Raw genomic sequence first — 24,922 nt, forward strand, 5'->3', positions numbered from 1 at the left:
TAGGGATTTTGTTTTCTTGCGAGATCGACCTAGAAATCAGTTCAGTTCGACATTTTGACAGGGCTTTCGTCAGCCCAGCCCTCACAGCAAGTCCGCGGCGTCCACCCGGCCGCCCTCGTTTGGAGAGACATGCATGAGAAGCACTAAGGCGGTGATATGAAGCTTCAAGCGATCCTGGCTCACTTCGACGGCGTCCAGCCGGACGGTTCTGCCTTCCTCGCGATCTGCCCGTCCCACGGCGACCACGACCCGTCGCTGCGCATTGCCCGCGGAGAGAACAACAGCCTACTCCTGAAGTGTCGATCGCAAGCCTGCAGCGCGGAGGAGATCTGCAAGGCCGCAGGTATCCAAATGCGTTCCTTATTCAACGTCACGGGATGGCAAGCCGCGGGCATCCCGGAGCAGGCTGTGCCTGCCGCGGACTTGCCGGCGGAAAGCGTAACCAGGCTGGCGGTCTATGTAGACGAAACCCTCCAGCGCCTGCACGACGGAAGCGAGCTCGCAGGCTCTGCGCTGGAGTATCTCCGCCGCCGATTCGGCATAACCCCCGAGCTTGCCGCGGACCTACGCATCGGCCTCGATCCCGGCTCTGACGCGATCGACTTCGAATACACGAAAGCGACGTTCCGTCAGGTCCCGCGCATCACGGTTCCGTTTATCGATTTCGACGGCGTTGCCCGCGGCTTGCAGGGGCGGGCGCTAACGTCTCACCGTGTCCGCTGGTCGGGCCTATACGCCTATTCCGGCAAGGTCCCCTGGCACAAACACGCCTACCTGCACGGCGGTGCTAACACCGATGTCGTCATCATCACGGAAGGACCTGGCGACGGCCTGACCGCGGTTGGCGCCGGTCATGACGCGATCGTGGTGGCGGGCGCAAGCAACGGAAACCAGTCTCTGGCCGAGATGCTGGCTCCGCACTTGCAGGGCCGCCGCGTGATCCTCGCCGGCGACGCTGACAACAGCGGAAGCGCCTTCTCAACCCGGCTGGGCGAAGCGCTAGCGTCACACGGAATAGACACGCGCCGTCTCGCGTTGCCTGGACCAGGCGACGACCTCTCTAAATGGTATGAACGCGACGGGGTCAAGTTCGCGGGATTGCTCTATCAAGCTATCCGCGACGCGGTTCCGTTCGCTGTACGCGAGACAGTCAACAATGAAGAAGAAGACTCCGCGGGCGGCGAGCTCGATTATGTGGCCCGGCACCCGCACACGGATCTAGGCAACACGAAGCGCCTGTACGACCGGCTGAACGGGCTTGTGCGGTACACGGATGCCGCCGGCTTCTTCCTGTGGGACGGATCCTACTGGGCGCACGACGGTCGCTCTCAGGTCCGCACGGAGGCCCAAGCGGTCGCCGATGACGTGTATTACTATGCACAATCGCTACCGGCCGATCACCCGTACAAGAAGGCCTGGCTCAAATTCGCGCACACCACCCAGTCATCCGCATCTATCGCTGCCATGGTGCGGGACCTGGAAGCCATGTCCGGTGTCCACTGCGACATTAACGATTTCGATGCCAGCCCAGATCTGCTCGCGGTTCAGAACGGCGTGCTCGATTTGCGCCGCGGCGAGCTCGTGGACCCCGATCCCGAAATGAAACTAAGCCGGCGGCTAGGTGTCACTTACGACCCTGACGCCAAAGCGCCACGGTGGGAGCGGTTCCTGGCGGAGATCTTCCCGAACTACCCAGAGCTTGTCCCCTACCTGCAGCGGTTGGTCGGTTATGGCATCACCGGCCACACGTCTGAGCAAATGTTCGCGGTGCTGTACGGAAAGGGCGCTAATGGCAAATCGGTCCTCACGGAGACGCTCACCCAAGTGTTCCGCGCGATCACCGTCACTACGGCCTTCTCGACGTTTGAGGCTAAGCCGGGAGGCGGCATCCCGAACGATGTGGCGGCCCTCAAGGGATCGCGACTCGTCATGGCTAGCGAAGGCGATCAAGGACGCTATATCGCTGAAGCCCTTATCAAACGGGTCACCGGTTCAGATCTGGTTCAAGCCCGATTCATGCGCCAAGAGTTCTTCGAGTTCAAACCCTCATTCCTGATCATGTTGGCGACAAACCACAAACCGCTGATGAAAGGCCAGGACGAGGGCCTGTGGCGCCGTGTGAAACTGATCCCGTTTGAGCGCTGGTTCGCTCCGGACGAACGTGACCAGGAACTGTCACGCACGTTACAGAAAGAGTCCGCCGGCATTCTAGCGTGGGCGGTGCGTGGCGCGGTAGAATGGTACGAGGACGGGTTACGCGAACCGATGGTGATTACCGCGTCCGTCGATTCCTACAAAGAGTCCAGCGACGCCCTATCCGGCTTTTTCCCTTGGGCCGGCGGCGAGACCGAGGGCCTGATAAAAGATCCCGCGTCTGTGGTGCTGGGTAATCAGGCCTATCTGCTCTACTGCAACTGGGCGGACAGCGAAGGTCTCAAAGGTACCGATGTCTGGAAACGCCAGACCTTCTACCGAGCCATGGAAGAGCGCGGCATCTCTCGTGAACGTCGAGAGAAAGGCCAAACCCTTGTTGGCGTTCGAAAGAGCACCAAACGTGACACGGTGGCCGACGATCGTCCCGTGTCTGTAAATGCGCCATCGACCGACACCGAAACATACGACGAACTCTTTGGAGAGGTTGCCAATGTCTAGCACGTACCCGGCTGGCACGAAGGCCCGCGGCAAAATCTCGGACCGCGTACTCACCAAGCACGCCAACGGCGAGTGGCGGTACGACGATACCGGAGCCTTTGGTGCGGACACGGACGACGACGCCAAGACCCGTTACCGAGAGTTCATGTTCCCACCCGCCGCCCCGGAAATCAAACTCGGTACGGTGGTCGAAGCGGCATACGACGAGGACGGAGACCGCATCAGGTTTGTGTGTTTCGCGGCTCAGCAGGCCGACAAAGCATTTGTTCCCGTGGGCGACTTTCCTGGTTACGGCTACGCTGGCGACGACGACGTGACTGTGTACCTACTCTCTGGCCTGTCTGATATTTCCGTAAACGGAATCCCGCTCTCGCCGCCGGTTCCCGAACTCGAAGAGCCCGAGAAGCTTGGCAGCGTGCTCGTGTCGACCCGGACCGGGCCGGCATACATCAAGGTCGGCCCGGACGCATGGGTCATCGCGACGACGGTCGACGACACCAGTAACCGTGTTGTGTTTGCATGGGACGAAATCAAAGACGACAAAACGCTGACCCTCGTGGACGCGGGCTACTGATGTGCGCACCCAAGCGTACCAACTAGCCGGCGACACCGTACAAATCCGATTCGTTGAAACCGCGGCAGACGCTGACGAGGCCGTGCGTTGGAGCCTCGCGCAACAGCTGCTTGCGGTGGATACGGAGACCCCGCACCTTCTCCATTTCGCCGCCGACTTCCGCGTACGTCTTGCACAGTTCGGTAATTCCAGCGTGGCGTACGTGCTGCCCGTCGAGCGTGACGAGTGGTCGCGATCAGCGTCCCGGAACATTCTCACGAAACACAAACGAATGCTCGGGTTCAACGTACCGTTCGACGCGCTGGCGGCTGGCGTCGATTCGTTGGTAGACGACGCTGTCGAGCTGCAGTCACGCATGGTCGACGTGGGCCTTATCAGCCGGCTGGAGGACCCGCGGTCCAAGGGGCAGCCTGGCGCAGCGGGTCACAAGCTCAAAGACCTATGCGACGTGTACGTAGACCCGGCGTCACCCGACACTCAAGAGGGGCTAGCCGACTTCTTCGCCTCGCAAAGTTGGGGTATCAAGGACAGCCAAAAGAAGCCGCTCGGTTGGGGTCTCGTTGACCTCACAGAGCCAGTCTACTGGCTGTACGCCGGTCTCGATGTGATCCTGCTGTCCCGGCTGTTCCCGGTCCTGTACAAGGCGCTGAAGCCCTCGCCGTCGTACGGCCTGCTGAACTTCGAGCGACAGGTTCAGGGCGAGGTCATGCGTCCCGAGCAAAAGGGGATGCTGATTGATCGACCGTACGCAACGGACCTGTTCGAGATCTTGCGCGAGGAGGAGCGGTCACACGCAGACGCGGTCGCCCGATACGGCGTCAAAAACGCTAACTCAGGTGACCAGGTGGCCGCGGCCCTTCTCGCGATGGGCGAAGAGATTCCGGAACGCACGGACGGCGGCAAGGTCAAGACTGACAAGTTCGTGCTCTGCCGCCTGGCCGATGTGAACGTGAAGGACTGGGGCGAGGCTCTCGAAACCCGAGAGCCCAACTCGCTTGCTCTAGCGGTCATGTATACCAAACGAGCTCAGCACTGGCAGAGCTACGTACGCAAGTTGCTTGACGGTGCAGATGTAAAGGGCCGCGTACACCCGAAGTTCAACTCACTACAGGCCCGCACCGCGCGCATGAGTGTCTCGTACATTCCCGTGCAGCAGTGGCCCGCATCGGACGTGCGGCTCCGTCGCTGTGTCATTGCCGAACCAGGTCACGTCTTAGTCGCGTCTGACTACGCCGCGGTGGAGCTACGGTTGCTCGCGGCCCTAGCGGATATTCCGGCTATGAAAGACGCCATCGCTAATGGTCGCGACCTACACAACACAACCGGCACCATGATTTACGGAGACGACTTTACGGAGCGCATCACACAGGGCGACCCGTGGGCGAAACGCCAGCGCGGCATTTTGAAGGTAGTTGCGTTTGGCAGCGTCTACGGAGGCGGGCCGACCGCGGTCAGTCAACAGACCGGCCTTTCGCTAGCTGAGTCCGGCGACGTTCAGGGTAAGTTCTTCGGCGTATACCCAGAGATCAAACGCTACAGTCGCGCGCTGCAGCGAGAAGCCACCCTTAACGGCTTCGTAGTCTCGCCCACCGGTCGCAAGCTGCCTACGGATACAGGTAAATCCTACGCCGCGCTGAATTTCATCTGCCAGTCGGTGGCCCGTGACGTGTTCGCGGATGCGTTGCTGCGGCTGCGAGACGCCGGTATGACGCAGCAGATAATTCTGCTAGTACACGACGAGATCATTTCAGAGGTCCGCGAAGACCTGGCCGCAGACTACGCAAAACGTCTGGGCGAGCTGATGAGCACCACAGTTCTAGACGTACCTATTTCGGCCGATGGAGAGATCTTAGGCCGCCATTGGCGAAAGGGAAGCTAAGCATGAGCTACGGAGAGATCATACTACAGCGAGTAGGCAACCGCGTGCGCATCCTTAAAGCGCCCGTACATTCGCTCGTCAGCCTCGAGATTTTCCGAGAAGCAGACGCCTCGGTGTTTCAGCTCAGCCGAGACAGTATTACCATCGCAGGCGAAAACCGGACCGTGGTTTACACGATCACTGGGTGGTCGTGCTGGCAGTGCGCTCTGCGACTGACCAAGACACACGACACGGCGGAGTTGCCGTGAAGAAAGCGCAGGTCTACCGCAACGGCCCGGAGCATTGGGCATGGGAGCACCATTGTCCAGGCCGCACACACCCGGCAACCGGATTCCCGTACGACAACCAGGAAGACGCCTTCTACGGTGCGCAGCTGCACATGCTCGCCGCGCACACCGGCGCGATGGTGCCCGCCTCCTGGCTCCGACTTCCCGACGTGGACATCTCATGACCACCCGCGAAACCCCAACCGGAACGTGGACTTACAGCCCCGAATTCAAACACGGCACCCGCACGATAAAGGCCGGCACGATCCTCTCTATCAAGAACCTCCGCGGCCGTTGGCGCCTGGTCCAGCACGTACAGACGCCGGTCGCCGAGTGGATCGACATTGTCGAGATCTTCCTAACCGGCCAATCCAAGAAAGAGCCCATACGCGCGGTCCGAGCCGACCGCGTCACGCGAGTTCACAGGACGAAGGCGAGCGTATGACGAATGACCTGGTGGAGTGGCTGACAGTCTGCATCGTGACTGACACGCGTCTGTTGCCTGCCATAATCAGCGTTAACCTATCCCGGCGTCTGAGCCTTGAGATAGCGCGTAACCGCCGCATCCTCGAACGGCATTTGTCTTGCGAAATTGTTCCGGGTGACCCATTTTGTGCCCGGTGCACTGAGACGTATGGCCCTGTTGGCCAATCGTGGCCGTGTGATGAGATCCGCGACCTTACATCGGTGTACGCGGACCGTCCCGGCTATCGACCCGAATGGGGACCGACCGATGCCGGATGACCTGAACGCAAAGCTGAGTCAAAAACTCAGTGACGGCAAGATCACGCTTCACGACGTGACTACTATTCAGACATTCGCCGCGTACCTACGAGACGCCGAACGCCCAGGCGTGCCAAGGCGGCCGTGGGTGTATGCAAAGTGGGGGCCATATTTGCGTGGCCTGAGCGACGGTCCAGTTGTGGAGCTGCGGAAGTTCAGGAGACGAAGCAATGCTGGATGACCTGAACGAACGCGTACAGGCGCGGCTAGCCGAATTTGAGAAATACCTCGGCCCCACGCCTGGTCCGTCCCCGTCCCCACAGTTCGATCCGCTGGGTTACCTGGTTTGGCATGCAACGAAGGTCACGAGGCCACTGGTGTCATCATGGCGGGAGCGCTGGGACCGGCATAAGCCCTTGGAGCGTTGGAGCGGCATGGCCTATGTCGTTCGCTGCAACACGTGCCGCCACGCCAAAGATGATGAGCTGTGTGCTGAACGGCTGTCTGTTCTTCGCGAGATAGGAGTGAAACCGTGAGCAATCCCCCAATCCGGTTCGGAGACTTCATGGTTGAGGTCGACACGTGGAGCAACGGAATACACATCGACGCTGAACCGGTTGACCCCGAACGGGACGAAAACAACATGATCGGCACCAAGGAGCAGGCGTACATGCTCGGCATGGCCCTGTTGGACGCGTCCGCCCCGACGATCAATGCGCAGGATTGGCGTGCGTGATGGCACCCCAGAGGACCGCAGCGTGAGCGCCTACCGTGCAGTGTCTTTGTTCTCCGGCTGCGGCGGCTTCTGCGAAGGGATCCGGCTTGCCGGGTTCGACGTCAAAGGTGCGGTCGAACTCGACCGCTTCGCTGCGCAGACGTACCGGCACAATTTTCCCGAGGTGCCCCTTTTCGAGGGAGACGTGCATGACTTCCTCGCTGCCGACAGTGCAGCATGGGCAGAGCAGGCATCCCGCTTCGAGGAAGTGCAGAGAGGCCGCATCGATCTGCTCTTCGGCGGCCCTCCGTGCCAGGGGTACAGCCAGATCGGCACCCGGATACTCGACGATCCCCGCAACGAGCTCTACCTGCAGTATGTCCGTATTCTGACCACCCTGCAGCCTCGCGTCTTCCTGATGGAAAATGTTCCGAATATGCTGCTGCTCGCCAAAGGACGATTCAAACGCGAAGTCCTTGACGCTTTCAAACAGGCGGGATACGGAAACTGCGGCGTCTCGGTCGTAGCGGCTAGCGACTTCGGCGTTCCGCAGCTCCGGAAGCGGGCGATATTCTTCGGAGTGCGGGACGGTGAGGATCTCGGGATCGATGCTCAGCTTTTCCTCGAAGCTGCGCTGGGCCGCGAAAGCCAACCGCTGATGACAGTCCGGCAGGCGATTGGCGATCTCCCCGAATCGACGGCCATTCACTATGAGCCGCTGCGCTACCCGGGTTTCCGACGCAAGAATGACATCGTGGACGAGATGAGACTCGACCGTGACGGCCGCTGGTATGCCTCCGGCTACAAGAAAAAACGAGTCGGTACTCAACCTCAGCTCCACAACCACCACACCAAAGAGATCCAGAGTAGGCGCCTGAACCTCATCTCTCTGCTGGCGCCGGGCGCCAAGGCTGATACGCTGCCGCCGGAGATCTGGAACGGCGCCCGACCGGAGAAATGGCGGCGGTTGCATCCAGACAAGCCCGCTTACACCATTCTGGCGCAGATGCACCGAGACCTTTCGGAGTGGGTCCATCCGGACTTTGAGCGCTGGATCACGGTCCGCGAGGCCGCTCGCCTCCAGTCATTCCACGACGGGTTCGTCTTCCAGACCAGCGAATGGCAGATGCTCAAGCAGATCGGCAACGCAGTACCTCCGCTGATGGCACGAGCACTGGGCGCTGCGGTGGAGACTGCGCTGCTGCAACTCGACGGCGCTCACCGCAGTAACGTAATCGTGCGAACTCACGGCCCCGCCACCCGCTTCGGTGTCGCGCCCGAAGCCCCGACAAGAAGGTCCGCCTGATGGACATCGTTGATTTCGTACGCGCCCGGCTGGATGAGCGTGCCCAGATAGCTGAACGCGCAACACCAGGGCCCTGGGTTGTCTGCGACGGCGTCATCGCGGACTACGAAGAAAACGCGACCTGGGAGCAGGTAGTCGAACAGCCGGTAGCCCCGCGTGACGACACGCACATTGCCGCGAACGATCCCGCTTACGTCCTGCGTGACGTCGCGGCTAAGCGCGCCATCGTGGACGCGTGCGGATACGCTGACGAATCTGACTCCGCATTGTTCGAGGCGTGGCGTGACGCTGTTTCGTATCTGGCCGCTATCGATTCGGCTCATCCCGACTACGACCCGAAATGGCGCCGATGACCGACACGAAATACCCATTCAAGGTGGTCCGCGTAAACACCGAAACCGGCGACCGGCTGACGGTGGGCGTGTTCCAGAACCGGGCCGCGGCGATCAAATTCTTGGCCAGCGCGTCGTTAGTGCCGCCGCATCGGCTGCAAGTGGAGGTAGAGGAATGACGACAACCCAAGGCACGGAGAGCGCATGAACACACCACGAGTTGAGCAGCTCGCGGTCCTACGTGCCCTGCAGTTCAAGATCATGTATAGAGGCACAGTGCCGCATCACGTCAAGCTTCGTCGCCGGGCCAAAAGCGCCGTCGCGAAGCAGTCACGGAAACGGAATCGGCCGTGAAGCAACCTACTCCAGTAGACGACACGGCTGATCGCGTGCAGCTAGCGATACGAGTTGCGGACTATCTGTACACTGAACGGAATAACGGTTTGATGGCTTCGGGGTACGTGAACATCAACACCACGGTGTATATCGGCCGCCGGACGTTTGTAGTGCACTACCCTGCAAGCGGTATCGCCGCCAGTCGAGTTACAGAGATCATGCCAGCGGCCGAGGTTGAGGTGTGGTCAGCGTGAGCGAATGTACGCACCGTGGACCGGCAGTCATTGAATCAGGCGGCGAGTTCCTGTGTATCGACTGCCGAGCACCGCAGGGCGAATGGCATTCCACGTATCGGCCGGCCGCAGCTGGCAGGGCGTACACGGCTGCGATGGGTGCTGTGCAACTGAAGGGACCGAAAATGGCTGAGATGCTGATGTGCAATCGCTGCAAGCACACGGGAAAACGGGACAACACGTTCACACACGTATATGCGTCTCGTTATGACTCGCTGGCCACAACTGTCAGTATCGATCTGTGTGAGGGCTGTCGAAGAGATGTGCTGGCCTTCGTGCGCACGGCGCCGAACCAACAGCCACGAATGCGGCTGCGAAAGCGTGTATGGCTGGCGCTGTGTCATATGGCCGATCTGTGATACTGATCCGGGTCGCGTGGCCATTCGCCGCGGGTCTCGCGATCATCGCGGTTGTCGGACTGGCGAAGTGGCTGCACGGCCGATACAAGATAGTACGTCGTAGGCCCGCGACACGTCGAACGGCCTGGTGGGATGACACCGACCCCGATATCGGCTTCACCTACCACATCATGGACGCCAACAACGGCGACCTACTGTATGTCGGCAGTTCCATTCGCTCGCCATTCGCGCGCCTTGCCGAACACGTGCAAAAGGACTGGTGGCCGCGGCATTATGACGTGCGCATGTTCAAGCACGCCAACTACGGATCGGCTCACGTCGCGGAAATCGAAGCTATCCGCACGCTCGTGCCGCGGCACAACAAGATTCGCTATTTCAAGTCTGCGCCACCTGCGCATTTCAACCCGCAGTCCCGCCCACTGTGGTCCGAGTCCCTCAAGGGCGGCCGAGAATCGAATGGGGATGCCACCTGACTACGAAATCGGCCGGCTGACTTCCAACGAGCTGACAGAAGTCCGCACGGTGTTGTCGCGAGCCGAGACGGCACTGGCCTTTCTGAATAGACACCCAGAAGGCGAGCTCGAACTTGAGCCGATGACCGGCCACTGGGAGATAATTGGAACGATCCGGGGGTTCCGCGGCGGAACCTACCAAGACAAACGATGGGTCATCGACACACAGGCCGTAACGATTCGGCATCCCGACCTCGAGGAAATGCGCGACGCACTAACGACCACGGTGGCTAGCCTTCGCAAGTGGGCGCGTACGGGTGCGAAACGGCGGCCGAAATGAGCAGCGCTAACAAGGCAAAAGGCACAGCGTTCGAGACCGCTATAGTGCGATTTCTACAGGACGGCGGACTACGGGCCGCCCGAAAAATCCAGCACGGCTACCTGGACGACGGCGACGTGGATATCGGTCCGGGTGATTTCACCCTGCAGGCCAAGAACTATCGCAACGTCACAGACGGCGTACGTGAAGGCGTAGAAGGCGCCGAGAAACAAGCCGCGGTTGCCGGCACTGATTACGGCGTCGCGGTCGTCAAACGCGCTCGCAAGCCAGTCGCCGACGCCTACGTCGTGATGACACTGCGCATGTTCCGCAAACTCGCGTTCGAGCTCGTGGAGCTCCGGAAACTCAGGGAGCGATGACTGCGGACATGCGGAAGCCGATTGACTGGCTGATACGTCGCGCACTGCAGCGACGCGCGAAAGCCATCGCCGACATGAACATAGAAAGGGCAACGGAAATCATGCTAGAAGTGGACTCGTTGCTTGACCAGAAACTAGAAGCGCGTACCCGCAATGACTGAGCGCATCCGCGTGAACCGCAGAATCGACCTAACGCCAGAAGAGACACCCAAACTGCTGCAGGCAGCAGCCGCGCGAGACGACAAGGCCGTATCGGAGCTCGTAAGCGCATTGGAGCCGATCGCTTGGCAGCGCGCGTATCTGTCGGCCCGGAAACTACCAGAACTTCTGGACGACTTCTACGCGTGCGGGTTGCTGGCCGTTTGGGAGGCTATAGCTGACGAGACCACCCTTGAACTCGGCCGGCTCATTGGTGGATTCAACATCCACTATCGGCGGCTCGCTGCCTATTTGATCGCAAACCATCGGACCAAGGGCGCGGGTGATTCGAACGTATTCAGAACCGACAGGCAAAGTGAGCGGACCAGGGTCGCCGCCGATCTAGCGACTCGGCAAGCCGGATCTGATCATACGGAGATCGGCCGTCCGGTGTTCGGCTCCGCTGATTCAGACAACGCCCGCATGGAAGAAGCACTTCAACAAGCTCTCAGTGCTGGGGTACTCGCATCTGACGAATTTCGTGCGGTCCGCATCTGGTCGGGCATGGAGACGGGGCGAAAAACCAGCGAGAAGCTGGGAGGGCCGCGAATGGGCATATCCGAATGGGAGTTCCGCCGTCTTAAGGACTCGGCGCTAGAGTCACTTAGAGAATGGTCTCTATATTTCTATGCGGAATCCCTCGATAATGAACTAATTGACAGGTAGTAATATATAGGGGAACGTGCCGTCAAGTACTGCGCACCGATTAATGTGAGTCTACGCGCGCGCCACCCGAATCTAGCCCGCCGGTTGAATGGTTCAAATTCCCGGCCGGTTATGACCCCGCGCTCGCTTCGTCCTCTCCCGTTGCTTGAGCGCGGGGTCTATTTATCGACCAGTGTCATATACGTAGGCTCTAACGCTACTATCGTGACAGTTCCGGATAGCTCAATGGTAGAGCAACGGTCTCCAAAACCGTTTATGCGGGTTCGATTCCTGCTCTGGATGCTTGGACCTGTACGGCAGATGGACTGCCGCCCAAGAAAATAAGGTTTTGGCTGCTTGGTTCGACCGCGGGTAGTTAGCGGGAAGGTGCCGACCAATAACCCGGTTCGAATCCGGGACAGGTTCGTAAACATAGCGCGTTGCCGCAGTCTGGTAGCGGGGCGGGCTCATATCCCGATAGTCGCTGGTTCAAATCCAGCACGCGCTACGAGTCAGGAAATGCCCAGCGGGTAGGTTCCGCTAGATGCGCCTGGACAAGTCGGTACCGCGAGGGCGAAACAGATCCTGTCTGCGGGCCGACCTCTGATTTGACTAGCCTGCGTATCTGGACGAGCAATGAGGACTCCCATCCTCGCCGCGAGCATACGTAGGACAAGGGGCCGGCGTGGGAGCGTCGTTCAGGCTGCGATATGCCGTTGCCCCCTCTGACGTAAAACATCCCGCCACCCAGATCGGTTTGCCAACTGTCCCCCGGGTGACGGGATGCCGTTCTACCATAGCAGCATTCGGAGAACCTGTGTCAGACGACGAAGACGAAGACACCACCACCGCCTATTGCGTCGAGCATGACGGCAATATCGCGGTCGCTGAGCGCCTCTGGGGTCTGACTTCGGATGGAACTGAAATCGTCGAGCTCGTTTGCTACGCGCACGCCCCGCAGATCTGATGATCGTCTCAGCTAGCGCCTATGCGCAGCAGACCGGCCAACAGCTAGCCGCAGAGCTTGCCGTTCCGTTGCAGCTCTCACGGGTCTACGCCAGCGCCGTGCCCAACTCGGTTCCGCGGGGCACTGCAGGCCGTATCGTGCTGAGCGCCAAACCGAATCTCGCTGATCAAGCCGCCGGACGACTAGACGCGGCCTGGGCGAAGCTATACAGCGTGCTGCCTGCAGGCTCGGTCGTGACGATTTGGCACGAGCCGGACTCACTTATCCGAGCAGGAACCATCACGTATGCTGCGTGGTTCGCTGCATTCAGCCACTGGATAGAGCACGCGCAAAGCCACAGTGTCACGACCATGTTGTGTCTAACCAACGGACCATGGCGCTGGGCTATCGAAGACCCTAAGCGGTACCTGCCCGACACGCTGCCTGACGTGTTCGGGCTAGACGTGTATCAGGACGTGCCGTCTCAGTGGCTCAGTCCAGAGGCGTTGTGCGCGTCGGCCTTCAGTTGGGCGCTGTCAGCCGGCATTAGCGCTGTCGCGCTGCCTGAGTTTGGCGCCATCGCCGATCCGCGGCGGGCTCAGTGGATCACGGATATGTGCGTGTGGTTGGACCGATGGCAGCCCGCACAGTTCGCTAACTACTGGACGGATGCGGGCAGCAAATTCGACGTCCGTGCAGACAGCGCGTCGCTCGCGGCACTCAAGGGCGAAGTACTGAGGCACGTATAACTACGCACACTAAAGGCCGACTGTGTACAAGAAGTGGACGCACAAGCCTGCCTCGTGGGCGAACGGTTCCACGTCACGATGGCGCAAGGTGCGGGCGACCCACCTGAAGGCGAATCCGTGGTGTGTGTGGTGTGGGGTAGAGGCGAACACTGTCGACCACATCGACGGCACGGACTACGACACCCAACGGTATGACCCCGCGATGCTGCGGTCGCTGTGCGCACGTTGCCACGCCATCCGAACCGCTCGACAAGGCGGACACGCGCGCGCCGAAGCCTTGAACACAAAGGTCGTCGTCGAAAACTCGCCGCGTTCGCGCGACTGGTATCGACAAACGTGACGGAAGACCAAGCCAAGATTTTTTTACAAAACCTACCGCATGACCGGCACCTGTTTTGCCTTCTCTCCCCACGTGCCTGGAGACCGAATTGACCGACATGTCCGATTTGTCGGCCCGGCTTGAGCGGTACAAATAGGACATCGTGAAGGGTCGGCAAGGCGTGAAGGTTGAAGATGCCGTGTTGCACGACCTCCAAAGGCTTTCTGAGGACGAGCAGAACTCCGCCCTAGCCCAAGCCGCGTTGACGCTGGCTCGTGGACTAGATGCGGGCTACGACAAGGGCTCGGAAACCGCTGCCGTCGCTCGCGAACTTCGCAACTACATGGCCGATCTCTTAGCCAACGCTACAACGGCCAAGGGAGACGGCGTTGACGATATCGCAGTCCGGCGAGCAGCTCGCCTTGCAAAGGCCGCGGGTTCGTAATGTACCTGAATACGTCTCATCTGCCGGCCTCGAAGCGGTTGAATTAGCCGCTTCTGCTGGCCTGTTTCTGGATCCGTGGCAGCGCCTCGCGCTGGACGACACGCTGGGCGAGAAGCCGGGCGGTAAATGGTCAGCCTTCGAAGTCGGAATTCTAGTCGCTCGCCAGAACGGCAAGGGTGCGATTATCGAAGCTCGTGAGCTAGCTGGGTTGTTTCTGTTCGGCGATAAACTCATTGTACACTCTGCGCACGAGTTCAAGACCGCTCAGGAAGCGTTTCTTAGAATCAAGGCGCTGATCGACAACACCGACGCGTTACGCCGGCGCGTGCACATGATCAGAACCGCACACGGCGAAGAAGGCATCGAGCTTCGCGACGGCACACGTCTCCGATTCATGGCGCGATCCCGTTCGTCGGGCCGCGGCTTCTCTGGCGACACCATGATTTTGGACGAGGCGCAAGAGCTGCCGTTGGCCGCAATGGCCGCGCTGCTCCCTACACTGTCTGCTCGACCTAACCCACAGATCATCTACACCGGAACAGTACCCGCACCGGAAAACGACGCAGAGCACTTCACGTCAGTGCGGGACCGCGGTCGAGCCGGCCTGAGTAAATCTCTCGCCTGGCTGGAATGGTCGCCGGGTGAAGAGTGGTCCGACTTGGATGATCGCGAAGCCTGGGCGGTGGCTAACCCCGCCTTGGGATACAGGATCTCCGTCGAGTTCATCGAAAAAGAACGCGAAGCGTTGAGCGACGCGGATTTCGCCCGCGAACGCCTTTCTGTCTGGCCGCGAAACTCTACCGGCTCGGTGATCGATGCCAAGCTGTGGCGCGACCAATTAGATCCGACCTCTGAGGCCGAAAATCCCGTGGTACTGGCTCTTGACGTGCCCCCAGATCGTCAATGCGCATCGATCGGGTCAGCCGGACGGCGCACTGCCGGTGGCGTGCACGTCGAGCTTGTAGACCGCCGGCCGGGAACCGGGTGGGTCGTGGAAAGCATCAAACAACTGGTCACAGCGTGTCGACCTAAGGCTGTCGTTATCGACTCCGCCGGCCCCGCTGCCTCGCTGATTGTAGAGCTGACCGCGGCAGGCATTCCGGTGGTGACTACGTCGGCTCGCGAAATGGCCCAGGCATGCGGTTCGCTATACGACGCTATCCGAAACGGCGAGCTGTGGCACATCGGGCAACCGGAACTAAACGACGCTGTAGCCGCCGCGTCTAAACGGCCTCTGCAAGACGCCTGGGCATGGCAGCGTAAAGGCAACACCGATATCAGTCCGCTCGTAGCAGTCACTCTCGCAGCTTTTGGTTTGGCGTCCTCGCCGTCGTATGACGTTCTGGGATCGATCTGGTAACGGAAGGATCTCGAATGCTAAGTGAGGCGCACATACATGCGTAATCCCTTCCGCCGTCAGGCATCTGCGGATGTCTCCGAAAAGCGGATGTTTGAATCCAGCTCTGTTCCGCCGCCTGGCACGTCCGCCGTCGGTGGCGAGCTGGCAATGCAGCCTGAAACAGCGATGCGCCTAGCTCCGGTGTTCGCGGCCGGACGTATCATCGCGTCCACCATCTGTATGTTGCCGCTGCAGACTTATCGGAAAACCGCTGACGGCTCCCGCGTTCCGCTAACTAACGGCAGCCTGCTGACTAGCCCGTCCACTACCGGCGGTCTTCGGGACTGGCTTTTCCGAATGATCACGTCGATGATCTACCGCGGCAACGCCGTGGGCATAATCATCGAGCGAGACAATCTCGAGTATCCGACACACATCGAGTGGCTAAACCCTGACGATGTGTTCGTCGAAGACGTGCTTAGTCAGTTAATCGGCCGTGGCTCGTTTAGCGACCCAATTTGGTATTGGCGCGGAGTTGAGATCCCGACGGCGGACATAGTCCACATTCCGTGGTTCCCGATGCCGTATCGCGTGTGGGGGATGTCGCCGATGGCCGCGTTCGCCACGTCGGTAGCTACAGGCTTGGCCGCGCAACAGTACTCGTATGACTGGTTCAAGTCTGGTGGCGTGCCTACTGGCACTTTCACTAACTCGGAGATGGAAGTCAGCCAGACGGACGCCAACGTAATCAAGGGCCGCTTGGTTCAAGCAATCCGAAGCCACGAGCCGATCGTGTACGGCAAAGACTGGACGTATAACCCCGTATCCGTCAAACCTCAAGAAGCTCAGTTCATTCAAACGATGCAGCTGACGGCTACGCAAATCGCTAGCGTATACGGCGTCGATCCGAAAGACGTGGGTGGAGATACTGGCAGCGCCGGCACGATCAAATACGCCAACGAAGAACAGCACGACCTGAAATTTCTTCGATTCACTATCATGCCGTGGCTGGCTCCGCTCGAAGAAGCCTTATCCAAGCTGTTGCCCCGCGGTCAATACGTGAAATTCAACGTTGACGCACTGAGCCGGCCGGACTCGGCAACCCGATTTGCTAATTACCAGATCGCCCGCAATATCGGACTGCAGAACCTGGACGAACAGCGTGCTCTAGAAGACTGGGCACCGATCCCGGGCGGTGGCGGTCAAGATTACACTCCGCTGCCCTTGGCTGAGGCGGCCGTCACCCCTGCATCACAGACTCCGGACCCGAACGCAAACGAGCCGGACACAGACGAGCCCGGAACGTAGGCGGCTTGTGAACGGAGTAAATCAATGGTTGATCGTCGCACTCTGATCGATTCTCCCGAACGTCGAAGCGTCGCCGCGGCTCTGGAATTTCGCAGCACTGACTCTGGGAATCTGACGCTGACCGGCTACGCGTCGGTGTTCGGTAACGGATACGACGTTTATGGCGGTCCACCTTTCGGTTGGACTGAGTCGGTTGATCCGGACGCGTTCAAGACAACGCTGGCTCAAAAGCCGGACCTTCATCTTCTCATTAACCACGAGGGTATGCCACTCGCCCGGACCAAATCAGGCACTCTGCAGTTGTCTACCGACGCTCATGGGCTTCACGTGGAAGCGAATCTAGACCGCAACGATCCTGACGTTCAGCGCCTGCAGACCAAAATGCAGCGCGGGGACATGGACGAGATGAGTTTCGGGTTTCGAGTCAAACGTGACGAGTGGAACGACGACGAGACCGAGCGCAAACTTACCGAGGTATCCCTTCACAAAGGCGATGTGTCGGTGGTTAACTTCGGCGCCAACCCTGCGACTTCCGCGCAAGTTCGTAGCCTGGACCAGGCGCTCGCCTTCCTCGCAGACGTCGAACCAGATGAGGCACTAGCCGAGCTCCGCTCGTCGAATCCTGCCCTTTTGGTGGCTGTACGCGAAAAACTTGCGGGTCTTTCTGTATCTCTCACGCCACCGCCAGCAGCGCAACGTAAATCGATGTCGCTCGCTGAAGCTAGGGCGTTACTCGAAGAGATCGCCGACTAGATCCCGCTAAACGATCTGGCACTGATCGTCGACAAGAAAACAAACGTCGAACCCTGGCACTGGGTGGGCGAGCTTTACAAGCCGGCTTGGCACTAGCCGCAACCCATAAACCCACCCGATGTATTGGAGGCTCGTCAATGGACGAGCGACTCAAGCGGCTCATTGCTCGCCGCGAAACCGCCCACACCGAGCGCGAAACGCTGCTTGCGCAGCGCAAGGCGATCGTGGACGTTGCCGGCGAAGAGGCCCGCGAGGATCTGTCTGCCGAGGAAGAGGCGGAATTCCGCGCTCTGGCGGCCAGCATTAAGCTGAAAGACGCCGAGATTCGTTCGTATGATGAGCGAATCACCGAAATGGCCGACGAGCTGGAGCGAGACAAGCAGCTCACTGAAGGCGCCATCAAGGTGCGTCAGGCCAAGGCTAGCGCATCTGTCACCAACGAGGCTCGCGTCTACGAGAAGAACAACGGCAACAGCTACCTACAGGACCTCGTGCGGGTGCAGGCCAACATGGACGACGGCCGGTCGATGCAGCGCCTCCAGCGCCACGCCGTTGACGTTGCCACCAGCCCTGAGTACCGCGCGCTGAACCGTACTGACGGTACCGGCGGATACTTCGTCCCTCCGGTCTGGCTGATGAGCCAGTTCATCGAGCTGGCTCGTGCGGGCCGGGCGTACGCGAACGTTGTCACGTCGCAGGCGCTGCCGCCGGGTACTGACTCGATCAACATCCCGAAGGTCAACACCGGCACCGCCGTTGCGGCTCAGACCGCAGACAACGCGGCTGTTAGTTCCGTGGATCTCACCGACACGTCTGTTTCGGCTCCGGTTCGCACTATCGCCGGCCAACAGGATGTCGCCATTCAGCTGCTAGACCAGAGCCCGATCAACTTCGACCAGGTCATTTTCCGCGACATGACTGCGGATTACGCCACCAAGCTGGATCTGCAGGTCATTTCCGGCTCGGGCTCGTCTGGTCAGGTCACTGGCGTTCGCGCGACTTCCGGAATCACTACGATCGTCGCAACCTCAGGCGCCTCGAACGTCAAGCTCGTGTACGCGAAGGTGGCTGACGGCATCCAGCGCGTGCAGACTTCCCGGTTCCTGCCTCCGCAGGTCATCGTGATGCACCCGCGGCGTTGGGCTTGGTTCCTGGCCGCGTTCGACACGAGCGGCCGCCCGCTGGTTGTGCCGAACTCGGGCAACCCGCAGAACTCGCTCGCCGAGTTTGGCAGCGTTACCTCTCAGGAAATTGTCGGTTCGCTGCAGGGCCTGCCGGTCGTGACTGACCCAAGCCTGCCGACCACGCTGGGCGCCGGTACCAACGAGGACGTTATTCACGTTCTGCGCTCTACCGACCTTCTGCTGTGGGAGTCGCCGATCCGCACCCGCGTTCTGCTGGACGCGGCGTCAACCAACCTGTCGGTTCGGCTGCAGATCTACGGCTACATGGCGTTCTCGGCCGCGCGGTACCCGCAGTCGGTCGTTGAAATCGGCGGCTCCGCTCTGGCGGCTCCGGTGTTCGACGGTTCAGGCGCCTAATCTAGCCGAAAGGCCTCGATGAAGATCATCGGCTTACTTTGTTGGTACGAAGAAGATCCAGCGTGGCTCGCAGAATGCGTAGCCAGCGCCGCCCGACTCTGTGATCATTTGGTCGCGGTGGACGGCGCGTACGCTGAATTTCCGGGAGCGCTGGCTAAGCCGGCGAGTGGCACAGAGCAAGCCGAGATCATCAATCGCACCGCGGCGGGCGCGGGTATTGGATGCACTATCCATGCCCCGCGCCTTCCGTGGTGGTCCGGTGAAGTAGGTAAGCGAGACTTTATGTTCCGTCTCGCCGCAACCTTCGCCGATCCAGACGACTGGTATCTCGTAATTGATGCAGACGAGGTTCTTACCTCGATCCCCAGCGATACGCGACGCCGGCTCGCGGAAACCAGCGACAATGTCGCTGAGTTGATGCTGTGGGAGCGAGAATCCCAAGCAGCCGTTGCTGAGTTGGTGGACACCCGCGGCGACTATCTAAACGCCGATCGACGTCTGTTCCGAGCTCTGCCTGACCTAGGCGTAGAGCAAGCGCATTACGTGTACACCGCGACGTTGAATGGCCACAAGGCTGTGATGCGGGGTAATCAGTCCCTGCAGCATCTCGAACCAGCGGCCGACTTCACGGATTTGCGTATGGAGCATCGCACCCACCAACGCACACAAAGTCGGAAACGACTAAAGCGCGACTATTACTCGTTGCTGCCCGATCTCGAACATGTCGAAGCCCTTACGTGAGGAAACGTTTACCGATGCTACGTGATGTACGGGCGGACTTTATCGCTGCATATTTGGCCGAGTTCAAGGCGCTTGCTGCGGCTGGTCGACGAGAAGGCGCCGAAGCTGTAGCCGCGGTGTTGCGCGACTATTACGGCCACGACGTGCATGGCGGCGAAACGCCGGTCTCTGTCGAGGCGGCTGTTGCTGCGCCGCTTCCAGAAACTGCGGCCGTTTCCGGCCCCCAGCCCCGCCGTGCGGCGAGAAAGTAACTCATGTCAGTTGTTGCACATACCTACACCAAACTCGGCACGTCGATGTCGAAAAAGCTCGTCAACCTGGAGACCGACGCACTGAAAGTCGCGTTGCTGTCCTCATACACTGTCACCACGAGCCAGGACACGGCTCAGTTCTATTCGGACGTAGTAACCGCTGGCGTCGGCGTGGAAACGTCGGGTACAGGCTACACGGCTGGCGGATTAGCCCTGACCAGTATTTCGGGTTCGGTCTCCGGACACGTATATACGTTGACCTGCGCAAACCCGGTGTGGACCACGAGCACTATTGCCGCAGCGTATGCGCTGTTCTACGACAGCACCCCAGGTAGCGCGGGCACTAACCCGGTGATCTGCTATTGGGACTTCGGCGGCACGGTTTCCAGCACGGGTGCCTCATTTACTCTGACGATTTCCGGCAGCGGATTGCTGACGCTGACGGGTAGCTAATGACGACGCGGAATTACGTAAACGCGGCGGCCGCCACAACACTCGCGTCGTCTATGACGAACGTCGTGGCTACGATGAACTTGACTTCTAAAACCGGCTGGCCTACGTCATTCCCGTTTGTGGCTGTGATCGAGCCGGGTAGCTTGACCAACCAGGAAGTAGTGGACGTAACTTCGCTGGTTTCAGGTAACAACTTCAACGTGACCCGCGGGGCAGACGGCTCAACAGGCGTCGCTCATAGCAACGGCGTGCAGGTGCTGCACGAGGTCACTGCTCGTGACTATACCGAAGCCAACACGCATGTAAATGCGACCGGGGTTGTCCACGGATTGTCGGGGTCGATTGTCGGCACGTCTGATAGCCAGACCTTGACTAACAAGACTGTAAACGGTAACAACAACACGTTGTCCAACCTGGTCACGTTTCAGGCGTTCTCCGGATCTGCTTCGGTAGTCACGGGCGCCACGGCGACCACGGTAGTGTCGTTTTCAGCGACGGTACCTGCGGCATGTCAACTCGCCGAGGCCGTGTTTGAGCTGACGTACACAGGGACAAACCAGCGAACCGCATTCAATATCTCGCTTGGCGGGACGGTAATGTCGGGCGACGGCCTGCGCTGGGTGAGTCTGCCAGACGGAAGCACATACGGCACCACCAAAGTTTGCTTTCTGGCGTCGCCGTCGACCGGCGCGCAAACCTTGCTGATCAAGAGCGTGACAAGCACTGCCGCCGTGACGGCTACGGCCTCCATTTCGGGTGTCCTAAAGTACTACACGTAGGGCGGCCGCTGTAGATGCCTACGCTACCTAATCTAATCCCGTCCCTGATCATCACTAATCCGGGAATAGTCGCCGGCGTCGTGGCTAACACCGCGACCGCCGCTCCGGCAGGCACGATTACTGCCGCCGCATCGGTTGTCGGCGTGCGCGCGAACATTGCCGTAGCTGCTCCCGCTGGAACGGTATCCGGAGCCGGGACGGTAAGCGGAATTGTAGCCGCTATTTCAACGGCCTCGCCGACTCCTGCCGTCTCCGCCGCGGCGACAGTTGCTGGACTCGTCAAGAACATCGCGCTGACCGCCCCTGTGGGAGCGCCTACCGCTGCGGCAGTTATCGCCGGGGTAAGCGCTAACACCACATCAGCCGCCCCCGCAGGCACCGCAACGGGTTCCGGCGCAGCGGCTGGCGTGACGGCCGCGGGTACCTATTCAGCGCCCGTAGGCGCTGTTTCAGCCGCCGTAGCGGTCACCGGCGTAGTTGCTGCAGCCTCGCTCGCCGCTCCCGCAGGAACTCCGAAAGCCTCTACAGCGCTTGTCGGCACTGTCTCGGCCATCAGCTTGGCTGCCCCATCTGGAAGTGCTTCCGGAGCGGCTCCTGCCTCGGTAACGGGCAGCGACGCCGACTCTGCCGTGGCCGCGCCAACTGGCTCAGTAAGCGCCGGTTCCGCGCTGACCGGTGCAGTTGCCAGCATTGCGGTCTCCGCAATAGCGGGCGTCGCAAATGCAGCATCTGCGGTACCAGGCACACTAGCCGCGATACAGCTTTCGGCACCCGCTGGGGCAGCGTCCGGCAGCGCGGCTTTGACAGCAGCCCCAGCTGATTCCGCATTGCACGCGCCGTCCGGCCTAATCAACGCGAGCGTCTCGATACTCGGTCCGGTCTCGGGCATCGTGGTATCCGCCCTTGCGGGTTCGGCAACCGCGGCGGCCACGATCTCAGGCGCGACTGCGAATGTCTCTGCGGCAGCGCCTGTCGGAACGGTCGCGGCTGGCGGATCGGTCAGTGGGCCGGTTGCCGGTATCGGGTCAATAGCCCTGCCTGGCGTAATTATCAGCGCCGTTCGAATTTCAGGAGTTCCCGCAGCGGATTTCGTTGCGGCACCTGCCGGATCTGTTTCGGCGATCGCAGTCGTACTCGGACAACCCGCTGAGATTCAACTGTCCGCCCCCAACGGGGTTGTGGCTGCCGGACCTTTCGGAGGCTCCTTACAGCCTCGATCAAGCTCACCTACTTTTTCTGGCCGAGCCGAACGTTCTGGCCTAGCCAACACAACCGCATCGGGGTTGCTTGAATGCCATACGACATCGGCGACGCCGTAAGTCTAGCGACCACGGTTCGCGACAACACAGGGACACCGGTCGACGCAACGCCAACGCCGACGCTGACAGTCACTCGTCCTGATTCAACCACCGACACCCCGGCGGTTGCGCACGTTGGCGTAACGGGATCTGGACAATATCAAGCTACGACAGTGGCAACGCTCGCCGGCACATACACATATTCGTGGGTCAGTACCGGGACGGTTGTCGCAGCGGAGCCGGGTCAATTTTCGGTTGCGCCATTCGCTGTCCAAGTCGCGTCGCTGGAAGAGTTCAAAGAACAGCTGAACAGAAACCCGGCCATTAACTCTGACTACTTGGACGATGGCGAGCTGCGCACATATCTCGGAGCCGCTACCCGCATCGTCGAGTTCTTTATCGGACCGATCAGCGTCAAAACCTTCTCCGAGCGCTTCACGAGCTACCAAGGCGTAGGTTTTGGCGGAGTAATCGTTCCGCGTAAGTCGCCACTCGTGTCTGTCGTCTCAATCGTGCCGGACAACGGCTCAGTGGTCAATGTATCCGACCCGACTCAGGTAACCGTAGATACCTTGACCGGGTCGGTGTCTGTCAATCTGAATTGGGTTCAGTCGGGCGTCATCACCTACACGGCTGGCCGCTCCGCAATTCCGGATAACGCGAAACTAGCCGGGATGATCATCGGTCAGCATTTGTGGCAGACCCAAAACGGTGGTGGCGGCCTTCCTTTTCCTGGCGACACCAGTCAGCTAGTCATCCAAGGCAGTCCGTACAGCATCCCTAATCGGGCCAAAGAACTGCTCATTTTGGACGGCATGAATGTGCCGGGCATCGCATGAGCACGCAGATATTCGACGTACTTGATTGGCTTGTCGATACGTTCTCGGCAATCGAATGGCCGGCCGATCTTCCGGTCTACATTGTCGACGGACCACCGCTGACCGACGTATCCCAGCCGATGCTTTTGTACGTCGGGTGGGACGGGAACCTGCCTGCGGAAGCAGACTCGGCCAAAGCCCCGGAAGACTGGGCGTTCTTAGGCAACCCCACCTCAAACAATCGCGATGAAACGATCGAAATTCCGTGCGTACTTCAGGTTCGCCGCGGCGATCATAGCCTGCGGACTCGTCGGGCGGAAGCGAAGATGTTGACGGGCTTGATTGTCCAGTCTCTGCGTGACGCGAATTCTTGGCAAGGCCCGCCGGGGTCCGCCGTCTTATGGCTCGCAATCAGCGACGTAGTTGTCTGGCAGCAGCAAAGCAACCAGGGCACGTCACTTCTCCATCACTTCACTATCAAAGTCCGGGCTCGCGCGTAAGGGAACAAATGCGATTCATCAACCATACCGGTAACGAGCTCGTCTTTCCGTCTCTGCGTCTACGAGTCGATCCCGGAGCCGAATTCGAAGTGACCGACGAGAACGCCGCGGCGTCTCTCGCAGACCAGGGCTTTCCGGTTGCCGGCGAGCAGTCCACTAGCTCGGAAAGCGAGTAACTATGCCGATCGGTTCTGGGCTAAGCGCTCAAATTGGCGTCGCACAAGAAGTCACCCCCGGCACGCCAACCACCTCAGGTATGCGTTTTTTCGAGTTCAACTCAGAGACGCACGAGCTGAAAAAGACCGTGGTCGAGGGCAAAGGCCTTCACGCGGGTGGCCAGTATGATCGGGCGGCACGACGCGCATACGTTAAGCGCGACGTGAATGGCGGCTTCGACCTTAACGTGGCTAACAAGGGGTTCGGGCTGCTCCTGCAAAACATGCTGGGGTCCTTCTCGGCTACGGCCGTCCAGATCGGCGTAACCGGCGCGTACAAGCAAGTGCACGCCCCGGGCTCGCTACAGGGCAAAACGATGACGGTCCAAAAGGGTGTCCCCCAGACCAACGGAACCGTCATCCCCATCACATACACGGGAGTCAAGTTCTCCGACTGGGAGATTTCGTGTAAAGAAGGGGAGATCGCCACCCTCAAGCTGACCGTGGACGCGTGGGACGAGCTCAATCCCAACACGTCGCCGGCTGGTCCGGCGCTGGCAACCGCGTCGTACCCGGTGGCTAGCGAGTTCCATTTTGCGCAAGCAAACCTACTGCTCGGCGGCACCGCCACCACCACGTCGGGAGTCACGTCCGTCGCCAGCGGCGTGAACATCGCCAGTGTCACCAACTGCAGCATCAAGCAGAGTAACCCGTTCAAGGCAGACCGCTATTTCTACGGCTCGAACGGGCGCAAGGCCGAGCAGATCGAAAACGCCACTCACGCGCTGACTGGCCAGCTGGATGTCGAGTTTGTTACGCAGGCTGCGGTATACGACCTGTTCACGTCCGACGCTGCCGTGGCCCTCGAAGTGTCATTCGTCGGTCCGTCGATCGGCGCCAGCAACTACACGTTGGACATCATCATCCCGAACATCCACTTCGATGGCGAAACCCCGAAGATCGGTGGTCCGGACGTTCTCAGCATGACGATGCCGTTCACGGGTCTGGACGACCAGGTCAACAACCCGATCCAGATCACGTATATCTCCACCGACACCGCGGTCTAATATGGCGGCTCCGCGAACTGTCATCCACGGC

Annotated in this window: 28 protein-coding genes and 2 tRNA genes; all 30 read left to right on the top strand. The window is 60.1% G+C overall.

The window, feature by feature from the left end:
* The first annotated feature begins 156 nt into the window (after positions 1–156).
* On the top strand, positions 157–2,652 hold the full coding sequence (locus ABD301_RS29235; RefSeq protein ID WP_344313550.1) for a phage/plasmid primase, P4 family: 2,496 nt from the start codon (positions 157–159) through the stop codon (positions 2,650–2,652).
* The gene (locus ABD301_RS29240) at positions 2,645–3,226 is read left to right on the top strand and encodes a hypothetical protein (protein WP_163571078.1); all 582 of its coding nucleotides are present in this window, start codon (positions 2,645–2,647) and stop codon (positions 3,224–3,226) included. Before ABD301_RS29235 ends, ABD301_RS29240 begins: the two co-directional genes overlap by 8 nt.
* 1 nt (position 3,227) lies before the next feature.
* A complete protein-coding gene (locus ABD301_RS29245; RefSeq protein WP_344313551.1) occupies positions 3,228–5,105 on the top strand; it encodes a DNA polymerase in 1,878 nt (625 codons plus the stop codon).
* A 244-nt stretch (positions 5,106–5,349) separates the two neighbouring features.
* Positions 5,350–5,556, top strand: coding sequence for a hypothetical protein (locus ABD301_RS29250; protein ID WP_163571072.1), 207 nt, complete (start codon positions 5,350–5,352; stop codon positions 5,554–5,556).
* A complete protein-coding gene (locus tag ABD301_RS29255) occupies positions 5,553–5,816 on the top strand; it encodes a DUF7246 family protein (RefSeq protein WP_163571070.1) in 264 nt (87 codons plus the stop codon). The genes ABD301_RS29250 and ABD301_RS29255 overlap by 4 nt, the downstream gene beginning before the upstream one ends.
* Entirely contained in the window at positions 5,813–6,115 is a 303-nt protein-coding gene (locus ABD301_RS42745; protein ID WP_486320499.1) for a DUF6221 family protein, read from the top strand. The genes ABD301_RS29255 and ABD301_RS42745 overlap by 4 nt, the downstream gene beginning before the upstream one ends.
* A 209-nt stretch (positions 6,116–6,324) precedes the next feature.
* Positions 6,325–6,630 (top strand): hypothetical protein, encoded by a 306-nt coding sequence (locus ABD301_RS29260; RefSeq protein WP_279581752.1) that lies wholly within the window; start codon positions 6,325–6,327, stop codon positions 6,628–6,630.
* Positions 6,627–6,830, top strand: coding sequence for a hypothetical protein (locus ABD301_RS29265; RefSeq protein WP_163571068.1), 204 nt, complete (start codon positions 6,627–6,629; stop codon positions 6,828–6,830). The genes ABD301_RS29260 and ABD301_RS29265 overlap by 4 nt, the downstream gene beginning before the upstream one ends.
* A 22-nt stretch (positions 6,831–6,852) precedes the next feature.
* A complete protein-coding gene (locus ABD301_RS29270) occupies positions 6,853–8,115 on the top strand; it encodes a DNA cytosine methyltransferase (protein WP_344313552.1) in 1,263 nt (420 codons plus the stop codon).
* On the top strand, positions 8,115–8,468 hold the full coding sequence (locus tag ABD301_RS29275; protein ID WP_344313553.1) for a DUF6221 family protein: 354 nt from the start codon (positions 8,115–8,117) through the stop codon (positions 8,466–8,468). Before ABD301_RS29270 ends, ABD301_RS29275 begins: the two co-directional genes overlap by 1 nt.
* A complete protein-coding gene (locus tag ABD301_RS29280; protein ID WP_163571063.1) occupies positions 8,465–8,626 on the top strand; it encodes a hypothetical protein in 162 nt (53 codons plus the stop codon). The genes ABD301_RS29275 and ABD301_RS29280 overlap by 4 nt, the downstream gene beginning before the upstream one ends.
* A gap of 805 nt (positions 8,627–9,431) precedes the next feature.
* Complete coding sequence (locus ABD301_RS29285) at positions 9,432–9,908, top strand: hypothetical protein (protein ID WP_163571061.1); 477 nt, start codon at positions 9,432–9,434, stop codon at positions 9,906–9,908.
* 282 nt (positions 9,909–10,190) lie between these two features.
* Positions 10,191–10,586: a hypothetical protein gene (locus ABD301_RS29290; RefSeq protein WP_344313554.1), complete on the top strand. Its 396-nt coding sequence runs from the start codon at positions 10,191–10,193 to the stop codon at positions 10,584–10,586.
* Positions 10,583–10,747: a hypothetical protein gene (locus tag ABD301_RS29295; protein WP_344313555.1), complete on the top strand. Its 165-nt coding sequence runs from the start codon at positions 10,583–10,585 to the stop codon at positions 10,745–10,747. Before ABD301_RS29290 ends, ABD301_RS29295 begins: the two co-directional genes overlap by 4 nt.
* Positions 10,740–11,450 (top strand): hypothetical protein, encoded by a 711-nt coding sequence (locus tag ABD301_RS29300; protein ID WP_163571057.1) that lies wholly within the window; start codon positions 10,740–10,742, stop codon positions 11,448–11,450. Before ABD301_RS29295 ends, ABD301_RS29300 begins: the two co-directional genes overlap by 8 nt.
* Positions 11,451–11,660: 210 nt before the next feature.
* Positions 11,661–11,732, top strand: a tRNA-Trp gene (locus ABD301_RS29305).
* 131 nt (positions 11,733–11,863) lie between these two features.
* A tRNA-Met gene (locus tag ABD301_RS29310) sits at positions 11,864–11,937 on the top strand.
* Between the two features lie 309 nt (positions 11,938–12,246).
* On the top strand, positions 12,247–12,396 hold the full coding sequence (locus ABD301_RS29315) for a hypothetical protein (protein WP_163571055.1): 150 nt from the start codon (positions 12,247–12,249) through the stop codon (positions 12,394–12,396).
* Positions 12,396–13,124, top strand: coding sequence for a hypothetical protein (locus tag ABD301_RS29320; RefSeq protein ID WP_344313556.1), 729 nt, complete (start codon positions 12,396–12,398; stop codon positions 13,122–13,124). The genes ABD301_RS29315 and ABD301_RS29320 overlap by 1 nt, the downstream gene beginning before the upstream one ends.
* A gap of 708 nt (positions 13,125–13,832) precedes the next feature.
* Complete coding sequence (locus tag ABD301_RS29325; RefSeq protein ID WP_344313557.1) at positions 13,833–15,248, top strand: hypothetical protein; 1,416 nt, start codon at positions 13,833–13,835, stop codon at positions 15,246–15,248.
* A 36-nt stretch (positions 15,249–15,284) separates the two neighbouring features.
* Positions 15,285–16,535, top strand: a complete 1,251-nt coding sequence (locus ABD301_RS29330; RefSeq protein WP_344313558.1) for a phage portal protein — start codon at positions 15,285–15,287, stop codon at positions 16,533–16,535.
* A gap of 24 nt (positions 16,536–16,559) precedes the next feature.
* A complete protein-coding gene (locus tag ABD301_RS29335) occupies positions 16,560–17,288 on the top strand; it encodes an HK97 family phage prohead protease (RefSeq protein ID WP_344313559.1) in 729 nt (242 codons plus the stop codon).
* A gap of 137 nt (positions 17,289–17,425) precedes the next feature.
* Positions 17,426–18,829 carry a phage major capsid protein gene (locus tag ABD301_RS29340; RefSeq protein ID WP_344313560.1) on the top strand — a complete coding sequence of 468 codons (1,404 nt, stop codon included), beginning with the start codon at positions 17,426–17,428 and terminating at the stop codon, positions 18,827–18,829.
* Positions 18,830–18,847: 18 nt separating this feature from the next.
* Positions 18,848–19,570 carry a hypothetical protein gene (locus tag ABD301_RS29345; protein ID WP_163571042.1) on the top strand — a complete coding sequence of 241 codons (723 nt, stop codon included), beginning with the start codon at positions 18,848–18,850 and terminating at the stop codon, positions 19,568–19,570.
* A gap of 14 nt (positions 19,571–19,584) precedes the next feature.
* Positions 19,585–19,821, top strand: coding sequence for a hypothetical protein (locus ABD301_RS29350; RefSeq protein ID WP_344313561.1), 237 nt, complete (start codon positions 19,585–19,587; stop codon positions 19,819–19,821).
* 3 nt (positions 19,822–19,824) lie between these two features.
* Complete coding sequence (locus tag ABD301_RS29355; RefSeq protein ID WP_163571040.1) at positions 19,825–20,274, top strand: hypothetical protein; 450 nt, start codon at positions 19,825–19,827, stop codon at positions 20,272–20,274.
* A 53-nt stretch (positions 20,275–20,327) separates the two neighbouring features.
* Complete coding sequence (locus ABD301_RS29360; RefSeq protein WP_279581748.1) at positions 20,328–21,053, top strand: hypothetical protein; 726 nt, start codon at positions 20,328–20,330, stop codon at positions 21,051–21,053.
* A 1,291-nt stretch (positions 21,054–22,344) separates the two neighbouring features.
* Complete coding sequence (locus tag ABD301_RS29365; protein WP_163571036.1) at positions 22,345–23,190, top strand: phage gp6-like head-tail connector protein; 846 nt, start codon at positions 22,345–22,347, stop codon at positions 23,188–23,190.
* Positions 23,187–23,669, top strand: coding sequence for a hypothetical protein (locus ABD301_RS29370; protein WP_344313562.1), 483 nt, complete (start codon positions 23,187–23,189; stop codon positions 23,667–23,669). Before ABD301_RS29365 ends, ABD301_RS29370 begins: the two co-directional genes overlap by 4 nt.
* Before the next feature lie 178 nt (positions 23,670–23,847).
* Entirely contained in the window at positions 23,848–24,891 is a 1,044-nt protein-coding gene (locus tag ABD301_RS29375) for a phage tail tube protein (RefSeq protein ID WP_344313563.1), read from the top strand.
* Positions 24,892–24,922: the final 31 nt, after the last annotated feature.

The organism is Fodinicola feengrottensis (genome assembly GCF_039530045.1).
Classification (GTDB): domain Bacteria; phylum Actinomycetota; class Actinomycetes; order Mycobacteriales; family HKI-0501; genus Fodinicola; species Fodinicola feengrottensis.

Coding starts and splice junctions, on each gene's coding strand:
- ABD301_RS29235 (WP_344313550.1), top strand. CDS start 157: ATGAAGCTTCAAGCGATCCTGGCTCACTTCGACGGCGTCCAGCCGGAC.
- ABD301_RS29240 (WP_163571078.1), top strand. CDS start 2,645: ATGTCTAGCACGTACCCGGCTGGCACGAAGGCCCGCGGCAAAATCTCG.
- ABD301_RS29255 (WP_163571070.1), top strand. CDS start 5,553: ATGACCACCCGCGAAACCCCAACCGGAACGTGGACTTACAGCCCCGAA.
- ABD301_RS42745 (WP_486320499.1), top strand. CDS start 5,813: ATGACGAATGACCTGGTGGAGTGGCTGACAGTCTGCATCGTGACTGAC.
- ABD301_RS29260 (WP_279581752.1), top strand. CDS start 6,325: ATGCTGGATGACCTGAACGAACGCGTACAGGCGCGGCTAGCCGAATTT.
- ABD301_RS29275 (WP_344313553.1), top strand. CDS start 8,115: ATGGACATCGTTGATTTCGTACGCGCCCGGCTGGATGAGCGTGCCCAG.
- ABD301_RS29280 (WP_163571063.1), top strand. CDS start 8,465: ATGACCGACACGAAATACCCATTCAAGGTGGTCCGCGTAAACACCGAA.
- ABD301_RS29295 (WP_344313555.1), top strand. CDS start 10,583: ATGACTGCGGACATGCGGAAGCCGATTGACTGGCTGATACGTCGCGCA.
- ABD301_RS29300 (WP_163571057.1), top strand. CDS start 10,740: ATGACTGAGCGCATCCGCGTGAACCGCAGAATCGACCTAACGCCAGAA.
- ABD301_RS29320 (WP_344313556.1), top strand. CDS start 12,396: ATGATCGTCTCAGCTAGCGCCTATGCGCAGCAGACCGGCCAACAGCTA.
- ABD301_RS29330 (WP_344313558.1), top strand. CDS start 15,285: ATGCGTAATCCCTTCCGCCGTCAGGCATCTGCGGATGTCTCCGAAAAG.
- ABD301_RS29335 (WP_344313559.1), top strand. CDS start 16,560: ATGGTTGATCGTCGCACTCTGATCGATTCTCCCGAACGTCGAAGCGTC.
- ABD301_RS29340 (WP_344313560.1), top strand. CDS start 17,426: ATGGACGAGCGACTCAAGCGGCTCATTGCTCGCCGCGAAACCGCCCAC.
- ABD301_RS29345 (WP_163571042.1), top strand. CDS start 18,848: ATGAAGATCATCGGCTTACTTTGTTGGTACGAAGAAGATCCAGCGTGG.
- ABD301_RS29350 (WP_344313561.1), top strand. CDS start 19,585: ATGCTACGTGATGTACGGGCGGACTTTATCGCTGCATATTTGGCCGAG.
- ABD301_RS29355 (WP_163571040.1), top strand. CDS start 19,825: ATGTCAGTTGTTGCACATACCTACACCAAACTCGGCACGTCGATGTCG.
- ABD301_RS29360 (WP_279581748.1), top strand. CDS start 20,328: ATGACGAACGTCGTGGCTACGATGAACTTGACTTCTAAAACCGGCTGG.
- ABD301_RS29365 (WP_163571036.1), top strand. CDS start 22,345: ATGCCATACGACATCGGCGACGCCGTAAGTCTAGCGACCACGGTTCGC.
- ABD301_RS29370 (WP_344313562.1), top strand. CDS start 23,187: ATGAGCACGCAGATATTCGACGTACTTGATTGGCTTGTCGATACGTTC.
- ABD301_RS29375 (WP_344313563.1), top strand. CDS start 23,848: ATGCCGATCGGTTCTGGGCTAAGCGCTCAAATTGGCGTCGCACAAGAA.